General features: G+C 47.5%; 39 protein-coding genes. 35 read left to right on the top strand and 4 right to left on the bottom strand.

All coding sequences use genetic code 11. The annotated features are described in order from the left end of the window. Positions 1-85: 85 nt before the first annotated feature. From ACEPPX_RS10310 to ACEPPX_RS10300, 3 genes are all read right to left on the bottom strand, one after another. Positions 86-304, bottom strand: coding sequence for a tail protein X (locus ACEPPX_RS10310; protein WP_416623957.1), 219 nt, complete (start codon positions 302-304; stop codon positions 86-88). After that, positions 301-663, bottom strand: coding sequence for a hypothetical protein (locus ACEPPX_RS10305; protein WP_416623956.1), 363 nt, complete (start codon positions 661-663; stop codon positions 301-303). The genes ACEPPX_RS10310 and ACEPPX_RS10305 overlap by 4 nt, the downstream gene beginning before the upstream one ends. Before the next feature lie 201 nt (positions 664-864). Beyond that, on the bottom strand, positions 865-1635 hold the full coding sequence (locus ACEPPX_RS10300) for a S24 family peptidase (RefSeq protein ID WP_416623955.1): 771 nt from the start codon (positions 1633-1635) through the stop codon (positions 865-867). A 363-nt stretch (positions 1636-1998) separates the two neighbouring features. Here ACEPPX_RS10300 and ACEPPX_RS10295 point away from each other — a divergent pair, with 363 nt between their 5' ends. Both ACEPPX_RS10295 and ACEPPX_RS10290 read left to right on the top strand, forming a co-directional pair. Further along, complete coding sequence (locus ACEPPX_RS10295) at positions 1999-2244, top strand: helix-turn-helix domain-containing protein (RefSeq protein ID WP_416623954.1); 246 nt, start codon at positions 1999-2001, stop codon at positions 2242-2244. Next, the gene (locus tag ACEPPX_RS10290) at positions 2241-4376 is read left to right on the top strand and encodes a Mu transposase C-terminal domain-containing protein (RefSeq protein ID WP_416623953.1); all 2136 of its coding nucleotides are present in this window, start codon (positions 2241-2243) and stop codon (positions 4374-4376) included. Before ACEPPX_RS10295 ends, ACEPPX_RS10290 begins: the two co-directional genes overlap by 4 nt. Positions 4377-4573: 197 nt before the next feature. Here ACEPPX_RS10290 and ACEPPX_RS10285 read toward each other — a convergent pair whose 3' ends face one another. Then, the gene (locus ACEPPX_RS10285) at positions 4574-4819 is read right to left on the bottom strand and encodes a hypothetical protein (RefSeq protein WP_416623952.1); all 246 of its coding nucleotides are present in this window, start codon (positions 4817-4819) and stop codon (positions 4574-4576) included. Between the two features lie 60 nt (positions 4820-4879). Here ACEPPX_RS10285 and ACEPPX_RS10280 point away from each other — a divergent pair, with 60 nt between their 5' ends. The 33 genes from ACEPPX_RS10280 to terL all read left to right on the top strand — a co-directional run bounded on the left by ACEPPX_RS10280 (position 4880) and on the right by terL (position 19144). Then, positions 4880-5599, top strand: a complete 720-nt coding sequence (locus ACEPPX_RS10280) for an AAA family ATPase (RefSeq protein WP_416623951.1) — start codon at positions 4880-4882, stop codon at positions 5597-5599. Beyond that, positions 5596-6153, top strand: a complete 558-nt coding sequence (locus ACEPPX_RS10275; protein WP_416623950.1) for a hypothetical protein — start codon at positions 5596-5598, stop codon at positions 6151-6153. The genes ACEPPX_RS10280 and ACEPPX_RS10275 overlap by 4 nt, the downstream gene beginning before the upstream one ends. Then, a complete protein-coding gene (locus ACEPPX_RS10270) occupies positions 6146-6469 on the top strand; it encodes a helix-turn-helix domain-containing protein (protein WP_416623949.1) in 324 nt (107 codons plus the stop codon). The genes ACEPPX_RS10275 and ACEPPX_RS10270 overlap by 8 nt, the downstream gene beginning before the upstream one ends. Positions 6470-6544: 75 nt before the next feature. Next, a complete protein-coding gene (locus ACEPPX_RS10265) occupies positions 6545-6784 on the top strand; it encodes a hypothetical protein (RefSeq protein WP_416623948.1) in 240 nt (79 codons plus the stop codon). Beyond that, a complete protein-coding gene (locus ACEPPX_RS10260; RefSeq protein WP_416623947.1) occupies positions 6784-7047 on the top strand; it encodes a hypothetical protein in 264 nt (87 codons plus the stop codon). The genes ACEPPX_RS10265 and ACEPPX_RS10260 overlap by 1 nt, the downstream gene beginning before the upstream one ends. 332 nt (positions 7048-7379) lie before the next feature. Next, positions 7380-7565, top strand: a complete 186-nt coding sequence (locus tag ACEPPX_RS10255; protein WP_416623946.1) for a hypothetical protein — start codon at positions 7380-7382, stop codon at positions 7563-7565. Between the two features lie 145 nt (positions 7566-7710). Further along, positions 7711-7962: a hypothetical protein gene (locus tag ACEPPX_RS10250; RefSeq protein WP_416623945.1), complete on the top strand. Its 252-nt coding sequence runs from the start codon at positions 7711-7713 to the stop codon at positions 7960-7962. A gap of 13 nt (positions 7963-7975) precedes the next feature. Next, positions 7976-8647 carry a DUF2786 domain-containing protein gene (locus ACEPPX_RS10245; RefSeq protein WP_416623944.1) on the top strand — a complete coding sequence of 224 codons (672 nt, stop codon included), beginning with the start codon at positions 7976-7978 and terminating at the stop codon, positions 8645-8647. 1 nt (position 8648) lies between these two features. After that, positions 8649-8882, top strand: coding sequence for a hypothetical protein (locus ACEPPX_RS10240; RefSeq protein ID WP_416623943.1), 234 nt, complete (start codon positions 8649-8651; stop codon positions 8880-8882). Between the two features lies 1 nt (position 8883). Then, on the top strand, positions 8884-9360 hold the full coding sequence (locus tag ACEPPX_RS10235; protein WP_416623942.1) for a hypothetical protein: 477 nt from the start codon (positions 8884-8886) through the stop codon (positions 9358-9360). Next, positions 9357-9740: a hypothetical protein gene (locus ACEPPX_RS10230; protein ID WP_416623941.1), complete on the top strand. Its 384-nt coding sequence runs from the start codon at positions 9357-9359 to the stop codon at positions 9738-9740. Before ACEPPX_RS10235 ends, ACEPPX_RS10230 begins: the two co-directional genes overlap by 4 nt. A 29-nt stretch (positions 9741-9769) precedes the next feature. Beyond that, positions 9770-9916, top strand: a complete 147-nt coding sequence (locus tag ACEPPX_RS10225; RefSeq protein ID WP_416623940.1) for a hypothetical protein — start codon at positions 9770-9772, stop codon at positions 9914-9916. Beyond that, on the top strand, positions 9909-10136 hold the full coding sequence (locus tag ACEPPX_RS10220) for a hypothetical protein (protein WP_416623939.1): 228 nt from the start codon (positions 9909-9911) through the stop codon (positions 10134-10136). The genes ACEPPX_RS10225 and ACEPPX_RS10220 overlap by 8 nt, the downstream gene beginning before the upstream one ends. After that, the gene (locus ACEPPX_RS10215; protein WP_416623938.1) at positions 10129-10656 is read left to right on the top strand and encodes a host-nuclease inhibitor Gam family protein; all 528 of its coding nucleotides are present in this window, start codon (positions 10129-10131) and stop codon (positions 10654-10656) included. Before ACEPPX_RS10220 ends, ACEPPX_RS10215 begins: the two co-directional genes overlap by 8 nt. Then, the gene (locus ACEPPX_RS10210; protein WP_416623937.1) at positions 10656-10817 is read left to right on the top strand and encodes a hypothetical protein; all 162 of its coding nucleotides are present in this window, start codon (positions 10656-10658) and stop codon (positions 10815-10817) included. The genes ACEPPX_RS10215 and ACEPPX_RS10210 overlap by 1 nt, the downstream gene beginning before the upstream one ends. Then, positions 10817-10993 (top strand): hypothetical protein, encoded by a 177-nt coding sequence (locus ACEPPX_RS10205; protein ID WP_416623936.1) that lies wholly within the window; start codon positions 10817-10819, stop codon positions 10991-10993. Before ACEPPX_RS10210 ends, ACEPPX_RS10205 begins: the two co-directional genes overlap by 1 nt. A 43-nt stretch (positions 10994-11036) precedes the next feature. Further along, entirely contained in the window at positions 11037-11216 is a 180-nt protein-coding gene (locus ACEPPX_RS10200) for a hypothetical protein (protein ID WP_416623935.1), read from the top strand. Beyond that, positions 11206-12111 carry a recombination-associated protein RdgC gene (locus tag ACEPPX_RS10195; RefSeq protein WP_416623934.1) on the top strand — a complete coding sequence of 302 codons (906 nt, stop codon included), beginning with the start codon at positions 11206-11208 and terminating at the stop codon, positions 12109-12111. The genes ACEPPX_RS10200 and ACEPPX_RS10195 overlap by 11 nt, the downstream gene beginning before the upstream one ends. Before the next feature lie 12 nt (positions 12112-12123). Beyond that, on the top strand, positions 12124-12336 hold the full coding sequence (locus ACEPPX_RS10190) for a hypothetical protein (protein ID WP_416623933.1): 213 nt from the start codon (positions 12124-12126) through the stop codon (positions 12334-12336). A gap of 125 nt (positions 12337-12461) precedes the next feature. Beyond that, the gene (locus ACEPPX_RS10185; protein WP_416623932.1) at positions 12462-13082 is read left to right on the top strand and encodes a hypothetical protein; all 621 of its coding nucleotides are present in this window, start codon (positions 12462-12464) and stop codon (positions 13080-13082) included. 146 nt (positions 13083-13228) lie between these two features. Continuing rightward, the gene (locus tag ACEPPX_RS10180; protein WP_416623931.1) at positions 13229-13636 is read left to right on the top strand and encodes a gp16 family protein; all 408 of its coding nucleotides are present in this window, start codon (positions 13229-13231) and stop codon (positions 13634-13636) included. 1 nt (position 13637) lies between these two features. Continuing rightward, positions 13638-14099, top strand: coding sequence for a Mor transcription activator family protein (locus ACEPPX_RS10175; RefSeq protein WP_416623930.1), 462 nt, complete (start codon positions 13638-13640; stop codon positions 14097-14099). A gap of 141 nt (positions 14100-14240) precedes the next feature. Then, positions 14241-14774 carry an N-acetylmuramoyl-L-alanine amidase gene (locus tag ACEPPX_RS10170; protein ID WP_416623929.1) on the top strand — a complete coding sequence of 178 codons (534 nt, stop codon included), beginning with the start codon at positions 14241-14243 and terminating at the stop codon, positions 14772-14774. Further along, the gene (locus ACEPPX_RS10165; RefSeq protein WP_416623928.1) at positions 14771-14974 is read left to right on the top strand and encodes a hypothetical protein; all 204 of its coding nucleotides are present in this window, start codon (positions 14771-14773) and stop codon (positions 14972-14974) included. Before ACEPPX_RS10170 ends, ACEPPX_RS10165 begins: the two co-directional genes overlap by 4 nt. Next, positions 14971-15327 (top strand): hypothetical protein, encoded by a 357-nt coding sequence (locus tag ACEPPX_RS10160; RefSeq protein WP_416623927.1) that lies wholly within the window; start codon positions 14971-14973, stop codon positions 15325-15327. Before ACEPPX_RS10165 ends, ACEPPX_RS10160 begins: the two co-directional genes overlap by 4 nt. Next, a complete protein-coding gene (locus tag ACEPPX_RS10155) occupies positions 15324-15569 on the top strand; it encodes a hypothetical protein (protein ID WP_416623926.1) in 246 nt (81 codons plus the stop codon). The genes ACEPPX_RS10160 and ACEPPX_RS10155 overlap by 4 nt, the downstream gene beginning before the upstream one ends. Next, entirely contained in the window at positions 15559-15978 is a 420-nt protein-coding gene (locus tag ACEPPX_RS10150; RefSeq protein ID WP_416623925.1) for a hypothetical protein, read from the top strand. Before ACEPPX_RS10155 ends, ACEPPX_RS10150 begins: the two co-directional genes overlap by 11 nt. Continuing rightward, positions 15872-16174, top strand: coding sequence for a hypothetical protein (locus ACEPPX_RS10145; protein WP_416623924.1), 303 nt, complete (start codon positions 15872-15874; stop codon positions 16172-16174). Before ACEPPX_RS10150 ends, ACEPPX_RS10145 begins: the two co-directional genes overlap by 107 nt. Continuing rightward, positions 16171-16518, top strand: coding sequence for a hypothetical protein (locus ACEPPX_RS10140; RefSeq protein WP_416623923.1), 348 nt, complete (start codon positions 16171-16173; stop codon positions 16516-16518). The genes ACEPPX_RS10145 and ACEPPX_RS10140 overlap by 4 nt, the downstream gene beginning before the upstream one ends. An 11-nt stretch (positions 16519-16529) precedes the next feature. Beyond that, on the top strand, positions 16530-16796 hold the full coding sequence (locus ACEPPX_RS10135) for a hypothetical protein (RefSeq protein ID WP_416623959.1): 267 nt from the start codon (positions 16530-16532) through the stop codon (positions 16794-16796). After that, positions 16793-17011: a hypothetical protein gene (locus ACEPPX_RS10130; protein WP_416623922.1), complete on the top strand. Its 219-nt coding sequence runs from the start codon at positions 16793-16795 to the stop codon at positions 17009-17011. Before ACEPPX_RS10135 ends, ACEPPX_RS10130 begins: the two co-directional genes overlap by 4 nt. A gap of 2 nt (positions 17012-17013) precedes the next feature. After that, positions 17014-17520 (top strand): DUF1804 family protein, encoded by a 507-nt coding sequence (locus tag ACEPPX_RS10125; protein ID WP_416623921.1) that lies wholly within the window; start codon positions 17014-17016, stop codon positions 17518-17520. 22 nt (positions 17521-17542) lie between these two features. After that, positions 17543-19144, top strand: coding sequence for a phage terminase large subunit (terL, locus tag ACEPPX_RS10120; protein WP_416623920.1), 1602 nt, complete (start codon positions 17543-17545; stop codon positions 19142-19144). Positions 19145-19154: the final 10 nt, after the last annotated feature.

Genomic DNA, 19154 nt, shown 5'->3' with positions numbered 1-19154 from the left:
TGCTCGTATTGGAGTACAAAATCCGGCTTGGTAACGGGGTGGGTATTGGCCGCACCGACCAAACCATTTAATTGCAACAAAGCACTTAACGCAGCCACGGCGGCATATCCTCTTGGTTGTTTTTCGGTTTCGTTTCCAAAATCGGCACAAACACGGTCAAACCGCTTTTAAACTCTTCGGCCAACGGTAGATGCGGGTTGGCCGCAATCAACCCGTCAACCATCAGGGCATCCCCATAGTGCTTATGGGCAATTAAGTCCCAACGGTCGCCGTCTAGTGTGGTATAGCGCAATACGGCACTCATTTATCCCTCCTTACGGCCAGCCAGCCGGTTAAGGTTTCGACAGCGGCTGCACCGTCCTGTAAAGAGGCCGATGCACTGTCAACCGCATTCACGGCAGCATCTAACCAACCGAGAGGTGAGTCGCTTTGCGCCCCCTCGCGCAGACTGGCGACGGCACTGCCGAGCTGGTAGGCAGCTTGGCCGGCTTGGGCAGAAAATACCGCCGCGCCTTGCAAATCGCCCAATACCGCCGTCACAGTAGGCAATGCAGACAATTTATCTAATGTACCGCTGCCGATTTGCAAAGCATCACCCACCAAACCGAGTACTGCGGCAGGGTCATTACGGATGTCTTTAGCCGCATAGACCAATCGCTGCACCTGCTCGATACCGTGTGGGGAGGTGTTAGTTTTGTCATGGCATTAACCACACTATAAACGGCAAAAAAATCATATAAAACAAAAAATAACGCAAAAATCATGTGAAAATTTAAAATGCAAAAAAACGCGCAAAAATGAGCATATATCAATCATTTTTGCGCGTTTTTTGTCATGGATTAAGCGGAAAACTATTAAATCCGCTTATTTAGCAATACCGCAGCTCCATAGGTAGCGGCCTAATATCTCAAAGTCATATGAATCTATCTTTGATAAATCAAGCTCAACAGTTGGATAAATACTCTTGTTTGAGTTATCACTGATGATATTGAAAATATAAGCATTAACACGCTGTAAACGTTTCACACGAAGCTCGGAATGTTGGCGGAACAAATATATCCCTTCGCGGCTATATTGCTTTGTTGCATGCCATAAAGCCGTACCTTGATCTATTAAAGTTGGGAACATACTGTCGCCATCAATGCGCGTACAGAAGCAATCAGCAGGACTAACACCTAGATATTTAAAGAAAGAATCTCTGAACCACATAGCTTCAGGTTCGGTATCCCAAGGTATCGCGCCATTGCCGGCACTAGCAAATACTTCTTTGTAGTAGCGTACCGGCACAATGTCACTGCTATCTTGTTTGGATAACCAACTAATATAAGTTTTTGATAAATCAAAGCTGTTTTGTGAATATTCGGGACTTGTTTCTTTCAATACTTGTGGCTCATTGCTATCAAGGAGGTACAGTACCCCTTTTTCTGAAAACTTCTCAATGACATGGCGTGGAAGTGTATAGAGTCTTTTTTTTCCATCTTTGCCGCCTTGCGTATCAACTAAGGTATAGGGCCAACTTTCAGATCTTGCACGGTATGCAATCCCAGCTGCCGTTCTTGGTAAATCAATTTCAATACCTTTTTGGCTAGCAGCATTTACAACTTTCAACAAGTCCGCAGCGCTCATATGAATCATATGTCGTTCCTTGTAGCTTTAAAGCTTTTATGAAAAGCTTTAAACAAAATCTTTAAAGTTAAATCCAAAAAAGCGACAAATAAATATATATATTTATCAATATATTAAGACAAAAATCATTAAAAATTGCCGCTTATTTAAGCAAAAAGCTTGAAAGTAATTTTTTTAAAGCTATAATGTTTAAAAGTAACAAATAAACAATCTAACAGATTGTACACCAGTTACATAAAAGCTCTTTAACAATTTGGAACAAAATGCCGAAAAATGCAGATAAACGGTTTTTTATGAGAAGACTGTTTAACAGGCCGTCTGAAACAAATCGGGCGGCCGATTAAGCGGTTTAAAGGTTTAAAGGAGTTAGGTATGCATCCAGAATTGATTAAAGCCAAAATTGGCATGAAAGGAATGACATTAGCTGATGTCGCGCGAAATGCACAAATTGGAGAGCATTCGGTTAGAGCAGCCTTGAGAAGACCAAGTCTTGCAGGGGAAAAGGCAATAGCCGAAGCATTAAATTTGAATCTACACGAGCTATGGCCTGAGCGTTGGACGGCTGATGGTCGTAGAATCCGCCCGCGGTGGGCTCACCTTTATAGGGAGCAAACATGAAAGAGCAATATAGTGCTGCGGAATTGGTGGCAATGAAAATACCATCGCTACCAAGTTCGGTTGCAGGAATGATGCAGCGAGCAAAAAAGCAGAATTGGCGTTTTACTGAGGTTGCATGTCAAGGTGGAAAAAATGGCAAACGCCGGGAGTACACACCACCGCCGGAAATAATGGCGCTGATACAAGAGCGTGAGATAGCTAAGGTGCTGGCAGAAACGGCACCGCCGCCGTTACCGGTGTTGCCGGCGACGAATACAGCGGTATCAACGGATGTCCGGTACACACAAACTACCGAAGCGCAGCGCACCCGCGAGGGAGCAAGGCTCGGTGTGTTAAATGCGGTTGAGCGGCTGATGGCTGAATCGAATGTCGGCAAGGATGCAGCGATTACTACGCTGCTGACACAGGCAAGACTGCCGCAGTTTGAGCATGTGGCCAAGATGTTTGAGCTGGCATTAGATGAGCGCGGGGCGGGTAGTTTGAAGTTGCCGAGCAGCCGCACCATTAAACGCTGGTTTGCCCAACGGGAAAGCAACACGCTGGTGCCGAAGGTAGCAACTACCGACATGAATATGCCCGACTGGCTGCCGCTGTTTTTGAAGTTTTACCGACAGCCGACCAAACCAAGCGTCCAAATGGCTTATGAAGCGTTTTTGGATGCGCTGGCGGTTGAAATGCCGCTAGTTAAGGTGCCGAGCATACACACAGTGCGCCGGGCCATGAGCAAGGTCGGCAATGTGGCCTTGCAAGACGGTCGCAAGGGTGGGCGTGAGCTGAAAAACGACTTGCCGCACAAGCGGCGCGAGTTTTTGCATTTGCCGCCCGCTGCCATCTACACCGCAGACGGACATACGTTTGACGCCGAGGTGCTTAACCCGATGAGCGGACACCCGTTTCGGCCGGAAATCACAACGGTGATCGATGTGGCAACACGCCGCTGTATGGGATGGAGCGTGGGCCTGGCGGAAAGCCGGTTTACTGTGCTGGAAGCCTTATGCCATGCAAGCCGCACGGCCATCGGCGCGGTGTGGTATGTGGACTGGGGTAAAGGCTTTGAAAACTTGATGATGACCGATGAGGCAACGGGGATTATGGGCAGGTTAGGTATGACGATGAAACACTCGTTGGCTTATAACTCGCAAGCCAAAGGTGTATCAGAGCGCAGCCATAACATTTTTACCCGCGCAGCGCGAAAGCTGACGACTTATGTGGGTAAGGACATGGATACGGAGGCGCGAAAATCGCTGTTTCATTGGACGCGGAGGGAAATCAAGCTGCAAGGCAAGATTATCAACTCGCCAATCCCGACATGGGATGAATTTAAAGCGTTTATCGAAGCGGAAATCGAAGCCTACAACAACCGCCCGCACCGAAGCCTGCTGAGGTTTACTGACGCTGACGGCAAAAAACGCCACATGACGCCAAACGAAATGTGGGCATTGAAGGTAAAAGAGTTTGGCGAACCGCCGAAGGTATTGCCGGAAGACGAAGGCTGGCTGTTCAGACCGCAAAAAATGTGTACGGTATGGCGCGGCGAGGTACAACTCTTTAATAACGTTTATTTTTCCAATATTTTGGAAGAGTTTAACGGAGAGCGGGTACGGGTTGGTTACGACGTGCAAGACGCGCAGTGGGTTTGGGTTTATGACGATGAGGGCCGCTTAATTTGTAAGGCGGAATGGCATGGCAACAGCCAAAGCTACATGCCTGAAAGTGTGATTGAGCAGGCATTGGATAAACGCAACGATGCAGCCTTGAAGCGGGTTGAAATCAAGCGCCAAAACGTGTTAGCCGAGCGCAAACAAGTGGTTATCGAGCATGAAGCCAGCGTAAATATAGGTGGCATCACTCTGGATATGAGCCGCTTAAAAGAGCAAGGCGCGAAAGTGCTGGCGCGGCGTGAAGACCCGGAAGCGGTAGAGGCGGTGTTTAAGGTAGTGCAGCCGGAGCCGATACAGCCAAACTGGGAAGCCCCGGATGCCCACAACCCCAAAGCACAATATGCCGAATATAAACGCTTGGCAAGCTGTGAAGCTGCCGAATTAACTGAGGCGCAAGCTAGATGGCTTGCTTGGTATCAAAGTAGTGGCCGTGTCGAGTTGATGGAACAAATGGCACGGGCTTATGGATAGGAAGAGGTTTAAAAATGAAGACACAGGTTTATAAAATCCCCCGCCGGAAAGGGGCGGTTAAGCGCAGATTGCCGGCTTGCCAAAAACGTAAACAAATTAAGTCAAGTGGATTAAAACCATTGTATTTGGATGCGGAAACCGTGCGGCTGGCCGTAGAAAAACGGCTAGCAAGCAAGGAGAAACGGCTGGCAGAGAAGTTAAGACTGGCGGAAATGGCCAGAAATCCAGGCGGTGAGGTAATCTAAATCGCCTTGATTGTCGGGGTTGCTGTCTTCTAATTCATTGAAGTATAGGTAAATGTCGGAGATTTTAAACTGTTGGTTATGTACTCCTTCACATAACAGCCAAGCGAGTATATCCAATACCAAAATTTCAAAGCGGTTTTGTTCTTCAGCTTTAATTTGGTTTTGAATGCGGTTGAGTAAATCCTGATGATTTGCCATTTGTCATCCTTTAAGTGTTAAAAAATATATTGTAACCAGTTTTAAACGGGGTTTTAAATCATGAAAATTGCAAACATTAATAATTTGTCTTTGGTTGCTATTGCTATGCAACGCTTGGTTAACCGACAAGACGGTCTGCCCGGTTTGGGTGTCTTGTACGGCCCCAGCGGTTACGGCAAGACGACCGCAACGGTGGCGGTAGCTAATCAAACCCGCGCTTATTATGTGCAGATGCGAAGCGCGTGGAGCAAAAAAACGCTGCTGGAAAAAGTCTGCTTTGAGATGGGATTGCCGCCGGCACGAACCACGGCGGGCTGCTTAGATGTGATCTGCGAACAATTGGCCGCAAGCCAACGACCGCTGATTATCGACGAAGCCGACTACCTTGTGACCAAGGTGGGCATGGTTGAGCTTGTGCGCGACATCTATGAGGGTAGCCAAGCGCCTGTGATGCTGGTCGGCGAAGAGTTGTTGCCCAACAAGCTGAAAAAATACGAGCGTTTTCATGGCCGTGTGTTGGCTTGGGTGCCGGCGCAACCGGTTAGCGTGGACGATGCGGAAGAGCTGGCTGCGGTATATGCACCCAAAGTGCAGCTATCAAGCGAATTGTTGGCTCATTTAGTGGATATTGCGCACGGATCGGTGCGCCGCGTAACCGTTAACTTAGTCAACCTTGCCGCCTTTGCAGCCGAAAAAGGTTTGGCAGAGCTGGGCTTGGGTGATATTGCCAAAGCCGAGCTATACAAAGGCGAAGCGCCCAAACGGGGGACGAAAGTATGAAGCCGGTTAAAGAGTTAACCTTGCCTCGCAATAACCGCCAACTGGTGTGGGCGGTATTGCGGGCAAACCGAGAAAGTTGGGTGACGTTGGCGGCATTAAGCGAACAAGCCGATGTTAAAAATCGCACGGTATATATGTATCTGCAAGCATTGATTGCTGCCGGTTATGTAGCGGTTAAAACGGCAGACGACCGCTGCAAGCTATACCGCCTAACCAAAGATGCAGGAGTAGATGCCCCGCGCCTACGTCCGGACGGCACAGAGTCCACGCCCAAGAATACCGAGATCATTTGGCGGACTATCAAGATTATGCACACCTTTACGATTGATTCACTGACAGCTCACGTGCGGATGACGCACGAGATAAAACGAGCGTGGATCAAAAAATACGTTACCTCGCTGCTGGCGGCCGGGTATTTGGGCAAGCGAAGCCGTGAGGATTATGTGTTGTTGCATAACACCGGTAGCCAAGCACCACAGCTGCTTAATATACGCGAGGTATATGACCCTAATTTAAACAAAATCATGTTACGAGAGATGCCAGAATATGAATAACTATATGAATGAAGAGTGGTTTTTAATATTAAAGCGCGAGATTGAAAACAGCAGCCAGCGCCGCGTTGCCGATAAGCTGGGTTACAGCATGACGGCGATTAATTTGGTTATAAACGGCAAATACAAAGGCAAAACAGACAAAATCGCTGCCAAAGTGATGTTGGTTTACACCAATATAACCTGCCCGTTTTTAGAGCAAATAATCACATCTCAACAATGCCGTGATTATGCCCACGGCCCAGCGCCAACGCATAACCCTGCAAAAATGCAGCATTGGCGAGTGTGTCAAAGCTGTTGCAATCGGCCTGAAAAATAGGCAAGCCATTGATATGGCTATATATTTTTTGCCTAATGTTTTTTATAAGATATTGAAAATAAAGGAAAAATGGAAATGGAAAACTTGAAAATGCGCCACTTGCTCGCTATGCCGGTGATAGCGGTAACAGTCGCTATGACTATCAACAGTTGCACCATCGATCCTATACCAGTGAAAAGCTATCCAAAAAGCACTGCTGCATTATTGGAGGAGCGTAAAAATCAAATGGATATCGAGATGGAAGCCATATGGCAAAAACACTATGGAAAGATGAGCGATAGTGAGCTGCTGCGCGGTGATGCGGAGGTGAAATAATGGGTATTTTTATCGGAATCCACGGCGACGGTCGTGTTGATATGGACGGCGTGAATATCCCGGGCGCTCTTTGCTCGTTTTACGAAAACGGCACGAAGGCAGTCATGGCGGTTATGGACAATACCGAAATAGAAAACGGTCAGCCATACAGTCCTGCTATCAGAAATACCGAATTGAGCGGCACGGTTGAATCAGTAAAAGCCATATTGAAGTTTTTAGACAAAATAGACGCCGCGACAGGTGAGAAAGGTTGGAAAGGTTAATGTTATACAAAAGCCGAAGGCGGACATGTGGCCAACCGCACCGCCGCCGACAACAATCATTTTTTAGTGTGGATAAAAAGACAGCGGCAAAGCGTGAAGCTGCCTTAAATAAAGTTTTAGCAGAAATCGAAGCTAAATTCCCGGGAAAAGTGATAAAGGGAGCAAGAAAAAAATGATGTGGTTTAGGGTAATTTTTATGCTGTTTGCGTTGTTTTTTATAGCCGCAGCAGCAGGCACATATTTTGGGGCAAAACTGGCCATTACGCTGCTAGGCTAAAAAAATTTTGCCCTAAGAAAAATATAACATATTGATATAAAAGGAATATTAAAAAATGAATAAGAAATTAAATTGGGAAAAGAGAACCATCCGGAACGGCCTGTTTGAATTTGAAAACCGTTTATATGCCACTAAATGCCCGGGCAATGAAGATGAAGGAATGGAGATTTTAGTCGCGAAAAATACCAAAGGCGAAGTTGTTGTCAAGGGCCCAATGAAAGGAAAAAATGATGTGGATTAAGGTGATGGTTATGCTTTTTGCATTGTTTTTTATAGCCGCAGCGGCAGGTACATATCTAGGGGCAAAACTGGCCATTACGCTGCTAGGCTAAAAAAATTTTGCCCTAAGAAAAATATAACATATTGATATAAAAGGAATATTAAAGATGAATAGCAAGGAATTAAAAAAGCGTATTAAAGCGCTGATTAGTCAATCACCAAGCAGCATCGAATACTTGGCGGATGTTACTCGGGCACCCAAAGAAGAAGTACAGATGGCTTTGGACGAGCTATCTAAAGCGGGTGAGATATACGCCAAACATTTGACTGTATTTAAACCTGTTGAAAAAGTCAGCCCGCGCGAAAAACAACTGGAGCAGATTGTGCGGCAACGCGTCTGCGGCAAATTAGCAGCTTAGTAGGGAGAGGAAAATGGATAAAGAAAAAGCCTTGGACAAGATAAAAAAATGTCTTGCATTAAGCAAAAGTTCAAACGAACACGAGGCGGCTCAGGCACTTAAACAGGCGCAAGCGCTTATGAGGAAGTATGAGTTAGGCGAGCGAGATGTGGCATTTACGGAAATTAGTATGTCTGTCGCTGAAAAAACCGTGCCCGAACGCACTCAAGACTGGCAGTGGAGTTTGATGAACATGATCGCCGGTGTGTTTGGCTGCGGAACGGTCAGATGGGGGGTGAATGTACATTTTTACGGATTAGGCAGTCGCTCTGATTTGGCATCTTACGCTTTTGATGTTGTTTACCGTCAACTTACAGCAGCGCGCCGCCGCTGGCTGAAAGAGGAATGTAAAGCCCGAAAACCATCGAATCGCGTGTATCTGGCTAACAGGTACTGCCTAGGTTGGATTAGCGCGGCCAAGAGTAATGTCACCGAATTTGCAATGAACAACGAAGAAAAAGCATTGCTTGAAGATTATGAGAAAAATAAGTTGCAAGTAGTACAGGTGAAGACGCGTGAAAAACACATCCCATCAGCATTAAAAGAAGCGGGCGATATGGCGGCAAGGGATGGTATTAGCGACGGTAAGAATGTGCAACTACACTACGCGATGAGCTGCCGTGAACAAGAAATGATTGGAGCGTGAGATGGGGATTATTAATAGGGATCATCCGCAATTTAATGAGTTGATGGACACCATTATTGATGACCACTCTAAAGATATGACCATTAGTAATAGGTCTGACTTTAAGGACTCCATTGAATATGTGGAACTTGTGGATGGGCAACTAAAGCTGAAATTCCGCGATGGCATAAGCATGAAAAAAATTGCCGATGACGAAAGCGGTGAGACTTATGTTACCACGCGAAAGGACAGTTAAAGTGAACCTCAAATGCCCGAACTGCGGTGCGGTCCACAGTCTAGATAGTTTGATTGGTAACGATGGTGCGGCGGACTTGGTTAAAGCGGTGTTGGAGTTTGACGCTGCCATCGGTAAAGCGGCTATACGCTATGTGGGATTGTTTCGGCCGGCAAAAAGCCAACTGACTTTTGCCCGCACGGCAAAGCTGCTTGGAGAGTTGCTTCAGGACATCAAAGCAAGGGAAATCAGCCGTGACGGGGTAGTTTACCCCGCCCCGCCTGAAGCGTGGGTTTATGGTTTTCAGACGGTCGTCGAAGCGCGAGATGCAGGCCGTTTGAAACTACCGCTCAAATCGCACGGTTACTTGTACGAGGTAATCAGCGGCTGGAGTCCGTCTGAAGCAACAGTGCCTGCCGTTTCTAGGGAGCCAGCGGCAAAAGCTAAGCACAGCCAAACCTTAACCGCAGCGGCATCGCTGCAAGGACTTAAAAAATGAGAGAGCTACCTACCCAGCTTCACAACACGATGATCGACGGCCTAACCATGCTGCTGACCCTGCGCCTTGCCGGTTCGCCCGCCGCCGATACGGTAGCAGCCACAGCGCAAACGTGGAGCCGTGTTTTGGCACATGGACGTGAGTGGGACGAGACGCGTGATGTTAAGCGGTTTCAGACGGCCTTTATGGTGCTGGCCAATGAAACCGACCGCTGGCCTGCCCCGAAAGATTTTTTGGATAAGCTGCCACCACCGCCCGAGCGGCTGAAGCTGGAATACCAGCAACAACCGACGGAGGAGCAAAAGAAAGCAGTCAAAGAATTGGTGGATAAGCTAAAAATCAAGCTAAACGGAACGACATGGGTAAAAAAAGCTGTGTAAACGTGCCGAAATAAAGAAAGGATAAACCAATGATTGAATCACATGAATACCGCTTATTAGCTGATTTTATCAGCGAAAACTGGAGCCAATTTTTAAGTTTTGCCGAAGACATGGGGTATGGCGAAAGCGATGCCGAAAAGCTGTCTGAGAAGCTGGAGAAAAAAGTAAATGGATGAGCATCGCATAACAATTTGCGCAAACGAAGACGGAACATTTGACGTCTTATATCCAATGTTGCCGCAATTCAAGCATATGGGTGATGCCGAAATGGCTGCGTTCTTATTGAGTGAAGAGGCTAAGAAAATGGAAGCCTTGTCAAAAAAGAAGTTGTTTAGGAAACAGGCTATTGAAAAAATCAATAACATATTGAATGAAAAGGACAATCAAAATGGCTAAATCAAAACGAATCAAGAAAGAAGCATTGGTAGTAACTGTACAAAGCCGCGATGACGCAGCCCTACAAATCAAGCGCATGGGTGATTTGCAGCGCAATATTGATCGCATCCAAGCCGATCACAACGATCAGGTGGCCGAGCTGCAAAAAAAAGCAGACGAAGAAGTCGCACCGTTGATGGAAGAAATTAAAGCCATTGAGTTGGGCGTACACGCATGGGCCGAAGCTAACAGAGACGCACTAACTGACGGCGGCAAGGTTAAATTTGCCGACTTAACCACGGGCGTTATCAAATGGCGTAATAACCCGCCCAAATGCAGTGTAAGCGGAGCTGACGCCGTGCTTGCACTGCTAGAGGCAGACCCATCACTGGCGCGCTTTATCCGTGTCAAAAAAGAGGTAAACAAAGATGCGGTACTAAATGAAGAAACGTTTTTTGCAGCAAACCCTGTGCCCGGGCTGAAGATTGTACAAGGCAAGGAGTTTTTTATCATTGAACCTCATAATCAGGAGTTGAGCTAATGGCTGAAATCATTATTGAAATTGAAGCCGGACCGGACGGCATGGTTTTTTGGTATCAAAGTGGTGACATTATCCCAGCCAATAGCGGTTATAAGCCAAAGGATGTGGTTGAGCTCAGCGAGATTCAGAAGGCACAACAACATAATCAGGAGTTAGCGTGATGGCAAAAATGCAAATTTCAATTGAAGACACCGCTAAGGGTATCGAAATCAAGGTTATGGGCGATACGTTAATGCCAACAGATTTAAAAGACGCTACGCCAGCGCAAAAATTAACGGTAACCACGGCGAATTTTATCTACGACATGCGTGATAAGCCTAAATCTGATGTTCATTAACAACGGCGGGCATTGCCCGCCTTTTTTGAAAATGGAGAAAAAAATGTCTAAGGTAATTATTACCATCGAAGAGTTAGAGGACGGTAAAGTAAGTTTTGAAATTGAATCGGAGAAACCATACCCCGAAAAAATTGAAGACTATAATAAGCCGCAGCGCATCGCATTAGATTTCCTTGCTTATATCAGTGAAGCTCAACAAAAAGGAGACGAAAATGTGGTTTAAACAATTAACCCCTTTCCGTCTGTCGCAGCTACCCGAAACACGTCAACTAGATGAATCTCTCGGCAATCATTGGTTTACAAAGACGCAAGGTTTGGACTGGTTTAGCGAGGGCTTTACTCATCCGAGTCCGTTTACCGACTGTGCCGTGTTTGAAGCCAATAGCATGTTTGAAACCAACGGCAGCCTACTGGTATCTCTTAAGCGCGAAGAAAAGGTTTTACCGGGCGCGGTTATTAAGCACAAGTTGGATGAAAAAGTCGATAAAATCCAAACTGCCGAGGCGCGCAATGTGGGGCGCAAAGAAAAGGCAGAAATACGGCAAAGCATTATCGATGACCTGCTGCCTAAAGCCTTAACAAAAAGCTGCCGCACCTACGGTTTGCTAACCAATGGCTGGTTATGGGTAGATACGGCAAACAGCCGTAAGGCTGAAAACATGCTGACTAAGATGCGCGAGGCATTGGGCGGCCTGTCGGCACAAATGCCGACGACCAAGCAATCGCCATTATCTCTGATGACAGAATGGCTACTACAAGGCAGTGCGCAAGGCCGGTTTGAGTTGGACTATGATGTAACGCTAATTGGCGCGGGTGATGTTGCACCAAAGATTAAAGTTAGTCGTAAAGATTTAACCGATGATGACGTTGTGCAGCATGTGCGTAACGGCATGAGGGTTACCGAGCTTGGTTTGGTATGGGATGACCGTATCGCATTTATTCTGACGCAGAATTGCACATTGAAACGTATACAATGGTTAGATATGCTGACAGAAAAAGTGGAAGAATACGCAGAGGATTCTCATAGTAGAGCCGTTGCTGAACAAACCATTATGACAGCCACGTTAAATGATATGTTAACCGAATTGGTTGATTTGCTTGGTGGTTGGCAGGAATAGAGGCCGTCAGGAATGGACTACATCCGCAACGCCTACAAAATGCCGTTTTTACAACCCGGCACACAGGTTGAATACCTCGGTAGGCACGGGGTGATTACAGGATCGAAAGGCGGTTATATTTTAGTAGATTTTGGTGATGGACAGCCGACCGCACAGCACCCCGAATACAATGTAGCCTATTTTGTGGACAGCGAACTTGTTAAAGATTTCAGACAGGCTGATTAAACAAACCCAATCCCCGCTTTAAACAGCGGGGATTTTTTTATATCGTCTTTTTATATCCGTTTATTTTATTTTAATGCCGTTTGTTTTAGAATTTGCGCTCAGAATAATGTTAAATCGGGGACTATATGAAGAATTATTATGAGATTTTAGGGGTGAATATTACTGCAAATTGCGAAGAAATTCACAAGGCTATGAAAAAGAAAGCAGAAAGCGGCCAAATAAGTTTATCTGAGCTTCAGATGTGTAAAGAAAACCTGATGGACGAAGAAGCACGTAAGGCATATAACAAAAATCTATTTATGGAACAGCCCGAGCTTTTAGAAAAGGTGGCTATTGAAGCTAATCAAAAATTCATGGACGAAAGCCAAGCGGTTGACGCTAAGAATATAGTTGAACCTAAACAGCAACCGCCCCAAATGAGCTGGATACAAATAATCGGAGGCGGTTTTTTAGTTTTACTTTTTGGGATGATAGTGTTTGGTAAATCTGATAATAAAACTCTACAGCTGGATGAATGGACTGCTCAAGCCGCTTGTGAGAGCGCAGTAAAACAACTTTTAAAAGCCCCAGCAACAGCAGAATTTGGCGGTTGGGATCGAACTCGCAGCAGCGACGATACTTACACCGTAACCGGTAGTGTGGATGCACATAATAGCTATGGTGCGATGTTGAAAAGTAGCTTTAATTGCACGGTGCGAGATAAAGGAGATGGTAATACAGGTACAGTAGTAAATTACCTTAGGTAGCCTGTATATGATAGGCTATGTGAGTCCCCCGCCATAACAGGCGGGGATTTTTTACGCCTTAAAAACTAATAAAATACAATATGTAGTAGTATTTTTCATTTAATTTGATAAAATAACACAACATATAGTATTTGGATTGATTAGCGATGTCGCGTAAAGCCATGATGGCCAAAATCAAGATAGCCCAAAAGCAGCTTGATATGGCCGATGATGCCTACCGCGCCATGTTGGTGCGTGTGGCGGGTAAAAATTCTTGTTCGGATATGACTGAGCAAGAACTAGATCGAGTTTTGAATGAAATGCAACGCATGGGGTTTCGGCCTTTAAAGCCGAGCCACGGCACGCGCCCGCACCGCCGCAGCTCGGCAGATGCCATGATGCGGAAAATCGAAGCTCTATTGGCAGACGGCGGCCTGCACTGGAATTATGCCCACGCGATGGCGAAGCGGATGTTTAAGGTTGACCGCGTGGAATGGTTGAGCGACGGCAATATGCACAAGCTGGTGGCTGCTTTGCAGATTGCGGCTAACCGGAAAAAAGAAGGGGGAAAATAAAATGGCTTGGGAAATGACTGCGCGGGATTTTGACGACGTATGCCATCTGCTGCCTGACGGAGCGATCGACCTGATTCAGGTGGTGGGTGCGGATGCCGCCTACCGCCTGATTAAGCGTTGGGGCGGCACGAGCCTGCCTGTTGGAATGAATAAAACCCGCAACGGGAAAATACTACACGCCCGATTGGCGGAAGAAATAGGCGAAGAAAACGCCCTTAAAATCGGGCGTATTTTCGGGCGGCAGCGGTTTTTGTGGGTGCCGAAATGCCAAGACGCCCTGCGTGAATTGCGCAATCGTAAAATACGCGCACGCCTTGATGAATTAACAATGGGCGGAGGTATCTACTCTATGCCGGAAGCGGTGCGTAAAACCGCTATGGAATACGGTTTAACAGACCGTCAAATATGGTACATAGCCAAACAGGCCGATATCGAGCCAAGCCCTCAAATGGCGTTGATTTAAGGTTTTCATAAAATATCCAGCCCCCGATTTTTTCGGGGGCTTTTGTTTTGAAGTGAAGCAGGTGCATCCGTTTTCAGACGGCCTTTTTTTTATGATGAAGCCCTAAACGATTTGTTTTTAAACCATGTTTAAAGGGCTTGTATGAGCAAGATTATTTGTTTGACTGCCGGCCACAGTAACCGCGACCCCGGAGCAGTTAACGGGTGCGACCGCGAGGCGGATTTGGCGCAAGACATGCGCAACATCGTGGCATCTATCCTGCGTAATGATTACGGGTATACGGTGCGAACAGATGGAGAAGGTAAAGGCAATCTGCCTTTAGGCAAAGCTTTGACCTTGATTCGCGGATCGGCGCTGGCGGTGGAATTCCACACGAATGCCGCGGCCAATAAAACCGCCACTGGCATTGAGGCGTTGGCGACACCAAAAAACAAACGCTGGTGCCAAATACTCAGTCGTGCGGTGGCTGATGTAACCGGTTGGCGTTTACGCGGCGATGGTGGCTATAAGCCGGACGATGCCGGGCAGCATAGTCGCTTGGCCTATGCGCAAGCTGGCGGCATTTTGTTTGAGCCGTTTTTTATTAGCAATGATGCGGATTTGGCTTTGTTTAAAGCTAAAAAATGGGTGATTTGCCGAGCAATCGCAGACGCGATTGCCAAGGAGCTGAAATGATGTTTGGCAAGATTAAAAAATATGCATTGGCTACGTTAGCTTGGATTTTAGGTAATAAGTCGAATAGCCCTGTATTTAAAGCACCGGTTTATTTGCGCCATAGCGGTAAAGGCCGAAATAAGCAGCCGCACCGTTTTTCGGGCGTGGCCGCCGCCAAGCGTGCAGCGCGTAAAGCCAAAAATAAAGGGATAAAAAAATGAAAATCGAAATCGCCAAAAAAAACTTGGTTGTTTACGACCGCACTGAAAGCCTAATGACCAGCGTATTGCGCGACCTGATGACGTTGTCAATGTTGGCATTGTGCGTGTATGTGAGCCAAGGCTCGACATGGTGGACTTTTTTAAGCGGGATGATTTTTATCGTGTGTGTGTTTACACAAACGATGGCGGTTTTTAATGCTAAATCGACCAAGTTTAAAACATGGGCGGAGTTTAAGGCTTGGGTAGACGCTCAGGCTGAAGACGAGGCTAAAAACGCGAAGGCTCAAATCATATGTGGCAACGGCAATGTACAAGCCGGTGGCGATATTATCGGACAAGGAGCGCGCAAATGATCCGCCGGCTATCCGGCTTGATCGTCAATCCGGCTACCGGCCAAATCAGCCACACCAAGTTATGGGCAAACGTTGCTGCCTGCGTGATGACCTACAAATTTACCATCCAGCCCGACGCACCCGAGTGGCTTTGGTGGGCATACGGTGGCATGGTTGGAGGCTATGCACTGATTAAGCGCGGCATCGCCGCCGTGCCGCAGGTAGCGGCCATCAACAAAGAGGAGCGGCATCATGATGATTAGTAAGTTATGGATGTTGGTGCGCCGCACATGGCCGCTGTGGTTGGCGGTTGCGGTGGCGCTTATCGCTTACCGGCAAGGTTTTCAGGTGGCTTTTAACGCGCAACAAATTGTCATTGAGCGGGCTGAAAAAGACAAAACCGCAGCATTGCTGGCATCCGGGCAAGCCTTTGCCGCCGAATTGGAGCGTGTCAACAAATTGCGTCAGGCGCAGGCGGAAAAGACATACCAAACGGGTATTAAGCTGGCTGCTGCCAATGCAGAAACAAACCGCCTGAAGCAGCAATACAGAAAGGGTATTAACCATGCGATTGAGCAAGATAAACACGCTGCCGGCAATGCTTGTATTGACGGCTTGGGCGCTCACGGGCTGCGCCAATACCGCCAATCCCTCGGATACAGCAACGATTAAAACCGTTGAGGTGCCTACTATGCCCACACCACCCGCCGCTTTAATGATTCAGCCAGTACGCCCTGCTCCGCCGGAAAGCGGCACGGTACAAAAGCTACTGGAGCACGCGACCGATTTCGGCGGATATGTGGCCGAGCTGGAAAACCAAAATGCCGCATGGAGAGCATGGGCGGGCGGACAAGTGGAGGAGCAATGAATTACCAAGAATTGATTAGCCGTACGCTCGCCGTTAAGCACGCCAGTCTTGAAATCGGTTTGGCGAAAGCAAGAGAGCAACAGCCTTTTGTCGAGCAAGTATCCCGCAAACTGGATGCAACCAGTTGGGATTATACGGTGCGAATGAGTACGGACTTTTCCGTAACGTTTAACCTTGAGATTGGCCAAGTGAGTTTCAAACACCAATACCAAGCCGTTAAGCAAGCACTATCAGAGCGGTTTAATGTTGATTTGGAGGTTATTAATACACAGCCGGTGCTGATTGTTACCTGTCGCCGCAGCCATTACAGCTGTCGCGTTATTTTTGGAGATGTACCGAAATGATACCGACACCGATTGACTTTGAATTTGGGTTTAAAACGCTTTGGGGGTTGGCTGCCGGCGCATTTTGGTTTTGGGTAAACGGTATCTCGGGCCGCCTGAAAGAAAGCGATAAACGCCACGAACAACTTAAAGATGAGTTACATAAAGTTAAGCTGGATTACGCCACCAAAGCCGAAGCGAGCGCCAATCAAACCAATTTGGCTGCGTCGCTGGACCGCCTAGAAGAAAAAATAGACAAACTCAATGACAAACTGGACCGTAAGGCAGATAAAACATGAGCATCGATAACAAAGATCCTTTGCTTGCCTCTCTCGCACGGATTGAGGCCAAGCAAGATAAGCTCCTGAAAAACCAAGAAAGTATGGAGGTCGAAATACAAGAGATCCGCAAAGAATGCCGAAAAACCGCCGCACTATATGGAGGTCTAGGCGGTATGACCGTGGCCGCCGCGTGGGAAATGATTAAGCTAAAACTGGGTATCGGAGGCGGTTAAAAATGGCGCATCCGAAGGAGACCCGCGAAAAGCTGCGGCAGCTATATGTATCCGGCAATCAAACGCTGGAAACGGCAGCGCTGATGTGCGAAGTGCCGTTTGCCACCGCCAGAGGATGGAAAACGGCGGATAAGGCCAAAGGCGACGATTGGGACAAAATGCGGGCGGCATATACCTTGGCAGGCGGAGGTATTGAGGATTTAAGCCGTGCGATGCTGGCAGGCTTTTTGGTGCAATACAACAGCACTATGACGATGCTGCAAGACAAGGATGCGGAGGATTTGGCGCCGAGCGAGCGCGCCAAATTGCTGGCCAGCCTAGCCGATGCATTTACCAAAACCGTGGCAGCCAATGCGCGTGTGATGCCGGAAACATCCAAGCTAGCTACGGCGCTAGAACTAATTGAGTTCCTAATGATGTTTGTGCAGGAAAAATACCCCAAACATTTGGCAGCATTTGTTGAAGTGCTGGAGCCGTTTGGGTTGGAAGTAGAAAAAAGGTTTGGTTAATTCCTTCGTCTATTAAAAAATCATGAAAACTAAAGAATTCTTAAAATCCCTTGCCGAACTTGCAGCTAATTTACGGCGAGTAATTGAAGCAGAAGTTGACGGTTTCGATCCGTCACCATCAGCAGTAGCCACACGGCGGGAAAAAGTATTTGATCCGGTAAGCGGTTACGAATATTTCGTTAACACTTACTTCCCGCATTATATCCGCTCCACCGAAAAATCGGACTTGCACCGTTACCTGTTTAAACGATTGCCCGAAGTATTACTGGAACCTGAAGGATGCCCAGAGGCGGTGGGCGCGCCGCGGGGTGAAGGTAAATCAACACAGGTGACACAGCTATTTAGCCTATGGTGCATTGTCACCGGCCAAAAGCACTATATCGTGATTGTGATGGACAGTATCGACCAAGCCTACCCGATGCTGGAAGCCATTAAGGCCGAGCTGGAATTTAACCCGCGTTTAAAAACCGATTTTGCTGATGCGTGTGGCCAAGGCCGTGTGTGGCAGGCAGGTACGATTGTCACCGCAAACGACATCAAGGTACAGGTTGCCGGCAGTGGCAAAAAGCTGCGCGGTTTGCGCCACGGCCCTTACCGACCTGACCTGACCATTTTGGACGATATCGAAAACGATGAGCAGGTACGTAATCCCGAGCAGCGAGACAAACTCAACAGCTGGCTGACTAAAACCGTATTACCGCTTGGCGGTGTCGGACAAAAATACGATGTGATTTATATCGGTACGATATTACACTACGACAGCGTGCTAAACCGCACGTTAAATAACCCATTTTGGCGCGGCACCAAGTTTAAGGCCATGCTGCAATGGCCTGACCGCATGGATTTGTGGGATCGCTGGGAAGAGCTTTACCGCAATGACGGTGAAGCGGTTGCTGATGCGTTTTATCAGATGAATAAGGCGGAGATGGAGCGCGGCGCTAAAACCAGTTGGGCGGCGCGCGGCGTATTGGCCCTAATGAAAATCCGCGCCCGTGACGGACATGCGACTTTTGATAGCGAGTATCAGAATGACCCTGTGGCCGGCGATGCCGCTCCTTTTGCCAACAGCCTGATATTTTGGGTTAACCGTGATTCCGATTGGATTTTTTATGGTGCTTGTGACCCGAGCTTGGGTAAAGCTGGCAATAGCCGCGACCCATCGGCTCTGTGTATCGGAGGCTATAACCGCCGCACTGGTGTGCTCGATGTGGTGGAGGCACTGATTAAAAAACGCGTGCCGGATAAAATTATTTCGGACATTATCGAGCTGCAACGCCGTTACCGTTGTGTATTGTGGGGCATTGAAACGGTACAGTTTCAGGAGTTTTTAAAAACAGAGCTGGTTAAGCGTGGTGCAGAGGCCGGTGTACCGATTCCGGCACGTGGCATTAAACCGAGCGCAGATAAGCTGTTACGCATTGAGAGCCTGCAACCTTATATGCAAAACGGACAAATCCGTCTACATGCCAGCCAAAGCACGCTGATTGACCAATTTAGACATTTTCCGATGGCCGATCATGACGATGGTCCGGATGCGGTACATATGCTTTGGGGATTGGTACAGAGCGGCAGCAAAGCGGATAAGGCCGTGCCAGTGTATATGCCCGATCCAACATTCGATTAACTTAAAGGCT

Origin of the sequence: Neisseria sp. S1, assembly GCF_048060015.1 — a bacterium.
GTDB classification, from domain to species: Bacteria; Pseudomonadota; Gammaproteobacteria; order Burkholderiales; family Neisseriaceae; genus Neisseria; species Neisseria arctica.
Note: the sequence above shows the minus strand (reverse complement) of the source record. Positions and strands in the feature narration are given on the sequence as shown.

Excerpts from the sequence above, each read along its gene's own strand:
- ACEPPX_RS10310 (WP_416623957.1), bottom strand. The coding sequence starts at position 304 with ATGAGTGCCGTATTGCGCTATACCACACTAGACGGCGACCGTTGGGAC.
- ACEPPX_RS10300 (WP_416623955.1), bottom strand. The coding sequence starts at position 1,635 with ATGATTCATATGAGCGCTGCGGACTTGTTGAAAGTTGTAAATGCTGCT.
- ACEPPX_RS10295 (WP_416623954.1), top strand. The coding sequence starts at position 1,999 with ATGCATCCAGAATTGATTAAAGCCAAAATTGGCATGAAAGGAATGACA.
- ACEPPX_RS10290 (WP_416623953.1), top strand. The coding sequence starts at position 2,241 with ATGAAAGAGCAATATAGTGCTGCGGAATTGGTGGCAATGAAAATACCA.
- ACEPPX_RS10285 (WP_416623952.1), bottom strand. The coding sequence starts at position 4,819 with ATGGCAAATCATCAGGATTTACTCAACCGCATTCAAAACCAAATTAAA.
- ACEPPX_RS10280 (WP_416623951.1), top strand. The coding sequence starts at position 4,880 with ATGAAAATTGCAAACATTAATAATTTGTCTTTGGTTGCTATTGCTATG.
- ACEPPX_RS10275 (WP_416623950.1), top strand. The coding sequence starts at position 5,596 with ATGAAGCCGGTTAAAGAGTTAACCTTGCCTCGCAATAACCGCCAACTG.
- ACEPPX_RS10270 (WP_416623949.1), top strand. The coding sequence starts at position 6,146 with ATGAATAACTATATGAATGAAGAGTGGTTTTTAATATTAAAGCGCGAG.
- ACEPPX_RS10265 (WP_416623948.1), top strand. The coding sequence starts at position 6,545 with ATGGAAAACTTGAAAATGCGCCACTTGCTCGCTATGCCGGTGATAGCG.
- ACEPPX_RS10260 (WP_416623947.1), top strand. The coding sequence starts at position 6,784 with ATGGGTATTTTTATCGGAATCCACGGCGACGGTCGTGTTGATATGGAC.
- ACEPPX_RS10255 (WP_416623946.1), top strand. The coding sequence starts at position 7,380 with ATGAATAAGAAATTAAATTGGGAAAAGAGAACCATCCGGAACGGCCTG.
- ACEPPX_RS10250 (WP_416623945.1), top strand. The coding sequence starts at position 7,711 with ATGAATAGCAAGGAATTAAAAAAGCGTATTAAAGCGCTGATTAGTCAA.
- ACEPPX_RS10245 (WP_416623944.1), top strand. The coding sequence starts at position 7,976 with ATGGATAAAGAAAAAGCCTTGGACAAGATAAAAAAATGTCTTGCATTA.
- ACEPPX_RS10240 (WP_416623943.1), top strand. The coding sequence starts at position 8,649 with ATGGGGATTATTAATAGGGATCATCCGCAATTTAATGAGTTGATGGAC.
- ACEPPX_RS10230 (WP_416623941.1), top strand. The coding sequence starts at position 9,357 with ATGAGAGAGCTACCTACCCAGCTTCACAACACGATGATCGACGGCCTA.
- ACEPPX_RS10225 (WP_416623940.1), top strand. The coding sequence starts at position 9,770 with ATGATTGAATCACATGAATACCGCTTATTAGCTGATTTTATCAGCGAA.
- ACEPPX_RS10220 (WP_416623939.1), top strand. The coding sequence starts at position 9,909 with ATGGATGAGCATCGCATAACAATTTGCGCAAACGAAGACGGAACATTT.
- ACEPPX_RS10215 (WP_416623938.1), top strand. The coding sequence starts at position 10,129 with ATGGCTAAATCAAAACGAATCAAGAAAGAAGCATTGGTAGTAACTGTA.
- ACEPPX_RS10210 (WP_416623937.1), top strand. The coding sequence starts at position 10,656 with ATGGCTGAAATCATTATTGAAATTGAAGCCGGACCGGACGGCATGGTT.
- ACEPPX_RS10205 (WP_416623936.1), top strand. The coding sequence starts at position 10,817 with ATGGCAAAAATGCAAATTTCAATTGAAGACACCGCTAAGGGTATCGAA.
- ACEPPX_RS10200 (WP_416623935.1), top strand. The coding sequence starts at position 11,037 with ATGTCTAAGGTAATTATTACCATCGAAGAGTTAGAGGACGGTAAAGTA.
- ACEPPX_RS10195 (WP_416623934.1), top strand. The coding sequence starts at position 11,206 with ATGTGGTTTAAACAATTAACCCCTTTCCGTCTGTCGCAGCTACCCGAA.
- ACEPPX_RS10190 (WP_416623933.1), top strand. The coding sequence starts at position 12,124 with ATGGACTACATCCGCAACGCCTACAAAATGCCGTTTTTACAACCCGGC.
- ACEPPX_RS10185 (WP_416623932.1), top strand. The coding sequence starts at position 12,462 with ATGAAGAATTATTATGAGATTTTAGGGGTGAATATTACTGCAAATTGC.
- ACEPPX_RS10180 (WP_416623931.1), top strand. The coding sequence starts at position 13,229 with ATGTCGCGTAAAGCCATGATGGCCAAAATCAAGATAGCCCAAAAGCAG.
- ACEPPX_RS10175 (WP_416623930.1), top strand. The coding sequence starts at position 13,638 with ATGGCTTGGGAAATGACTGCGCGGGATTTTGACGACGTATGCCATCTG.
- ACEPPX_RS10170 (WP_416623929.1), top strand. The coding sequence starts at position 14,241 with ATGAGCAAGATTATTTGTTTGACTGCCGGCCACAGTAACCGCGACCCC.
- ACEPPX_RS10165 (WP_416623928.1), top strand. The coding sequence starts at position 14,771 with ATGATGTTTGGCAAGATTAAAAAATATGCATTGGCTACGTTAGCTTGG.
- ACEPPX_RS10160 (WP_416623927.1), top strand. The coding sequence starts at position 14,971 with ATGAAAATCGAAATCGCCAAAAAAAACTTGGTTGTTTACGACCGCACT.
- ACEPPX_RS10155 (WP_416623926.1), top strand. The coding sequence starts at position 15,324 with ATGATCCGCCGGCTATCCGGCTTGATCGTCAATCCGGCTACCGGCCAA.
- ACEPPX_RS10150 (WP_416623925.1), top strand. The coding sequence starts at position 15,559 with ATGATGATTAGTAAGTTATGGATGTTGGTGCGCCGCACATGGCCGCTG.
- ACEPPX_RS10145 (WP_416623924.1), top strand. The coding sequence starts at position 15,872 with ATGCGATTGAGCAAGATAAACACGCTGCCGGCAATGCTTGTATTGACG.
- ACEPPX_RS10140 (WP_416623923.1), top strand. The coding sequence starts at position 16,171 with ATGAATTACCAAGAATTGATTAGCCGTACGCTCGCCGTTAAGCACGCC.
- ACEPPX_RS10130 (WP_416623922.1), top strand. The coding sequence starts at position 16,793 with ATGAGCATCGATAACAAAGATCCTTTGCTTGCCTCTCTCGCACGGATT.
- ACEPPX_RS10125 (WP_416623921.1), top strand. The coding sequence starts at position 17,014 with ATGGCGCATCCGAAGGAGACCCGCGAAAAGCTGCGGCAGCTATATGTA.
- terL (WP_416623920.1), top strand. The coding sequence starts at position 17,543 with ATGAAAACTAAAGAATTCTTAAAATCCCTTGCCGAACTTGCAGCTAAT.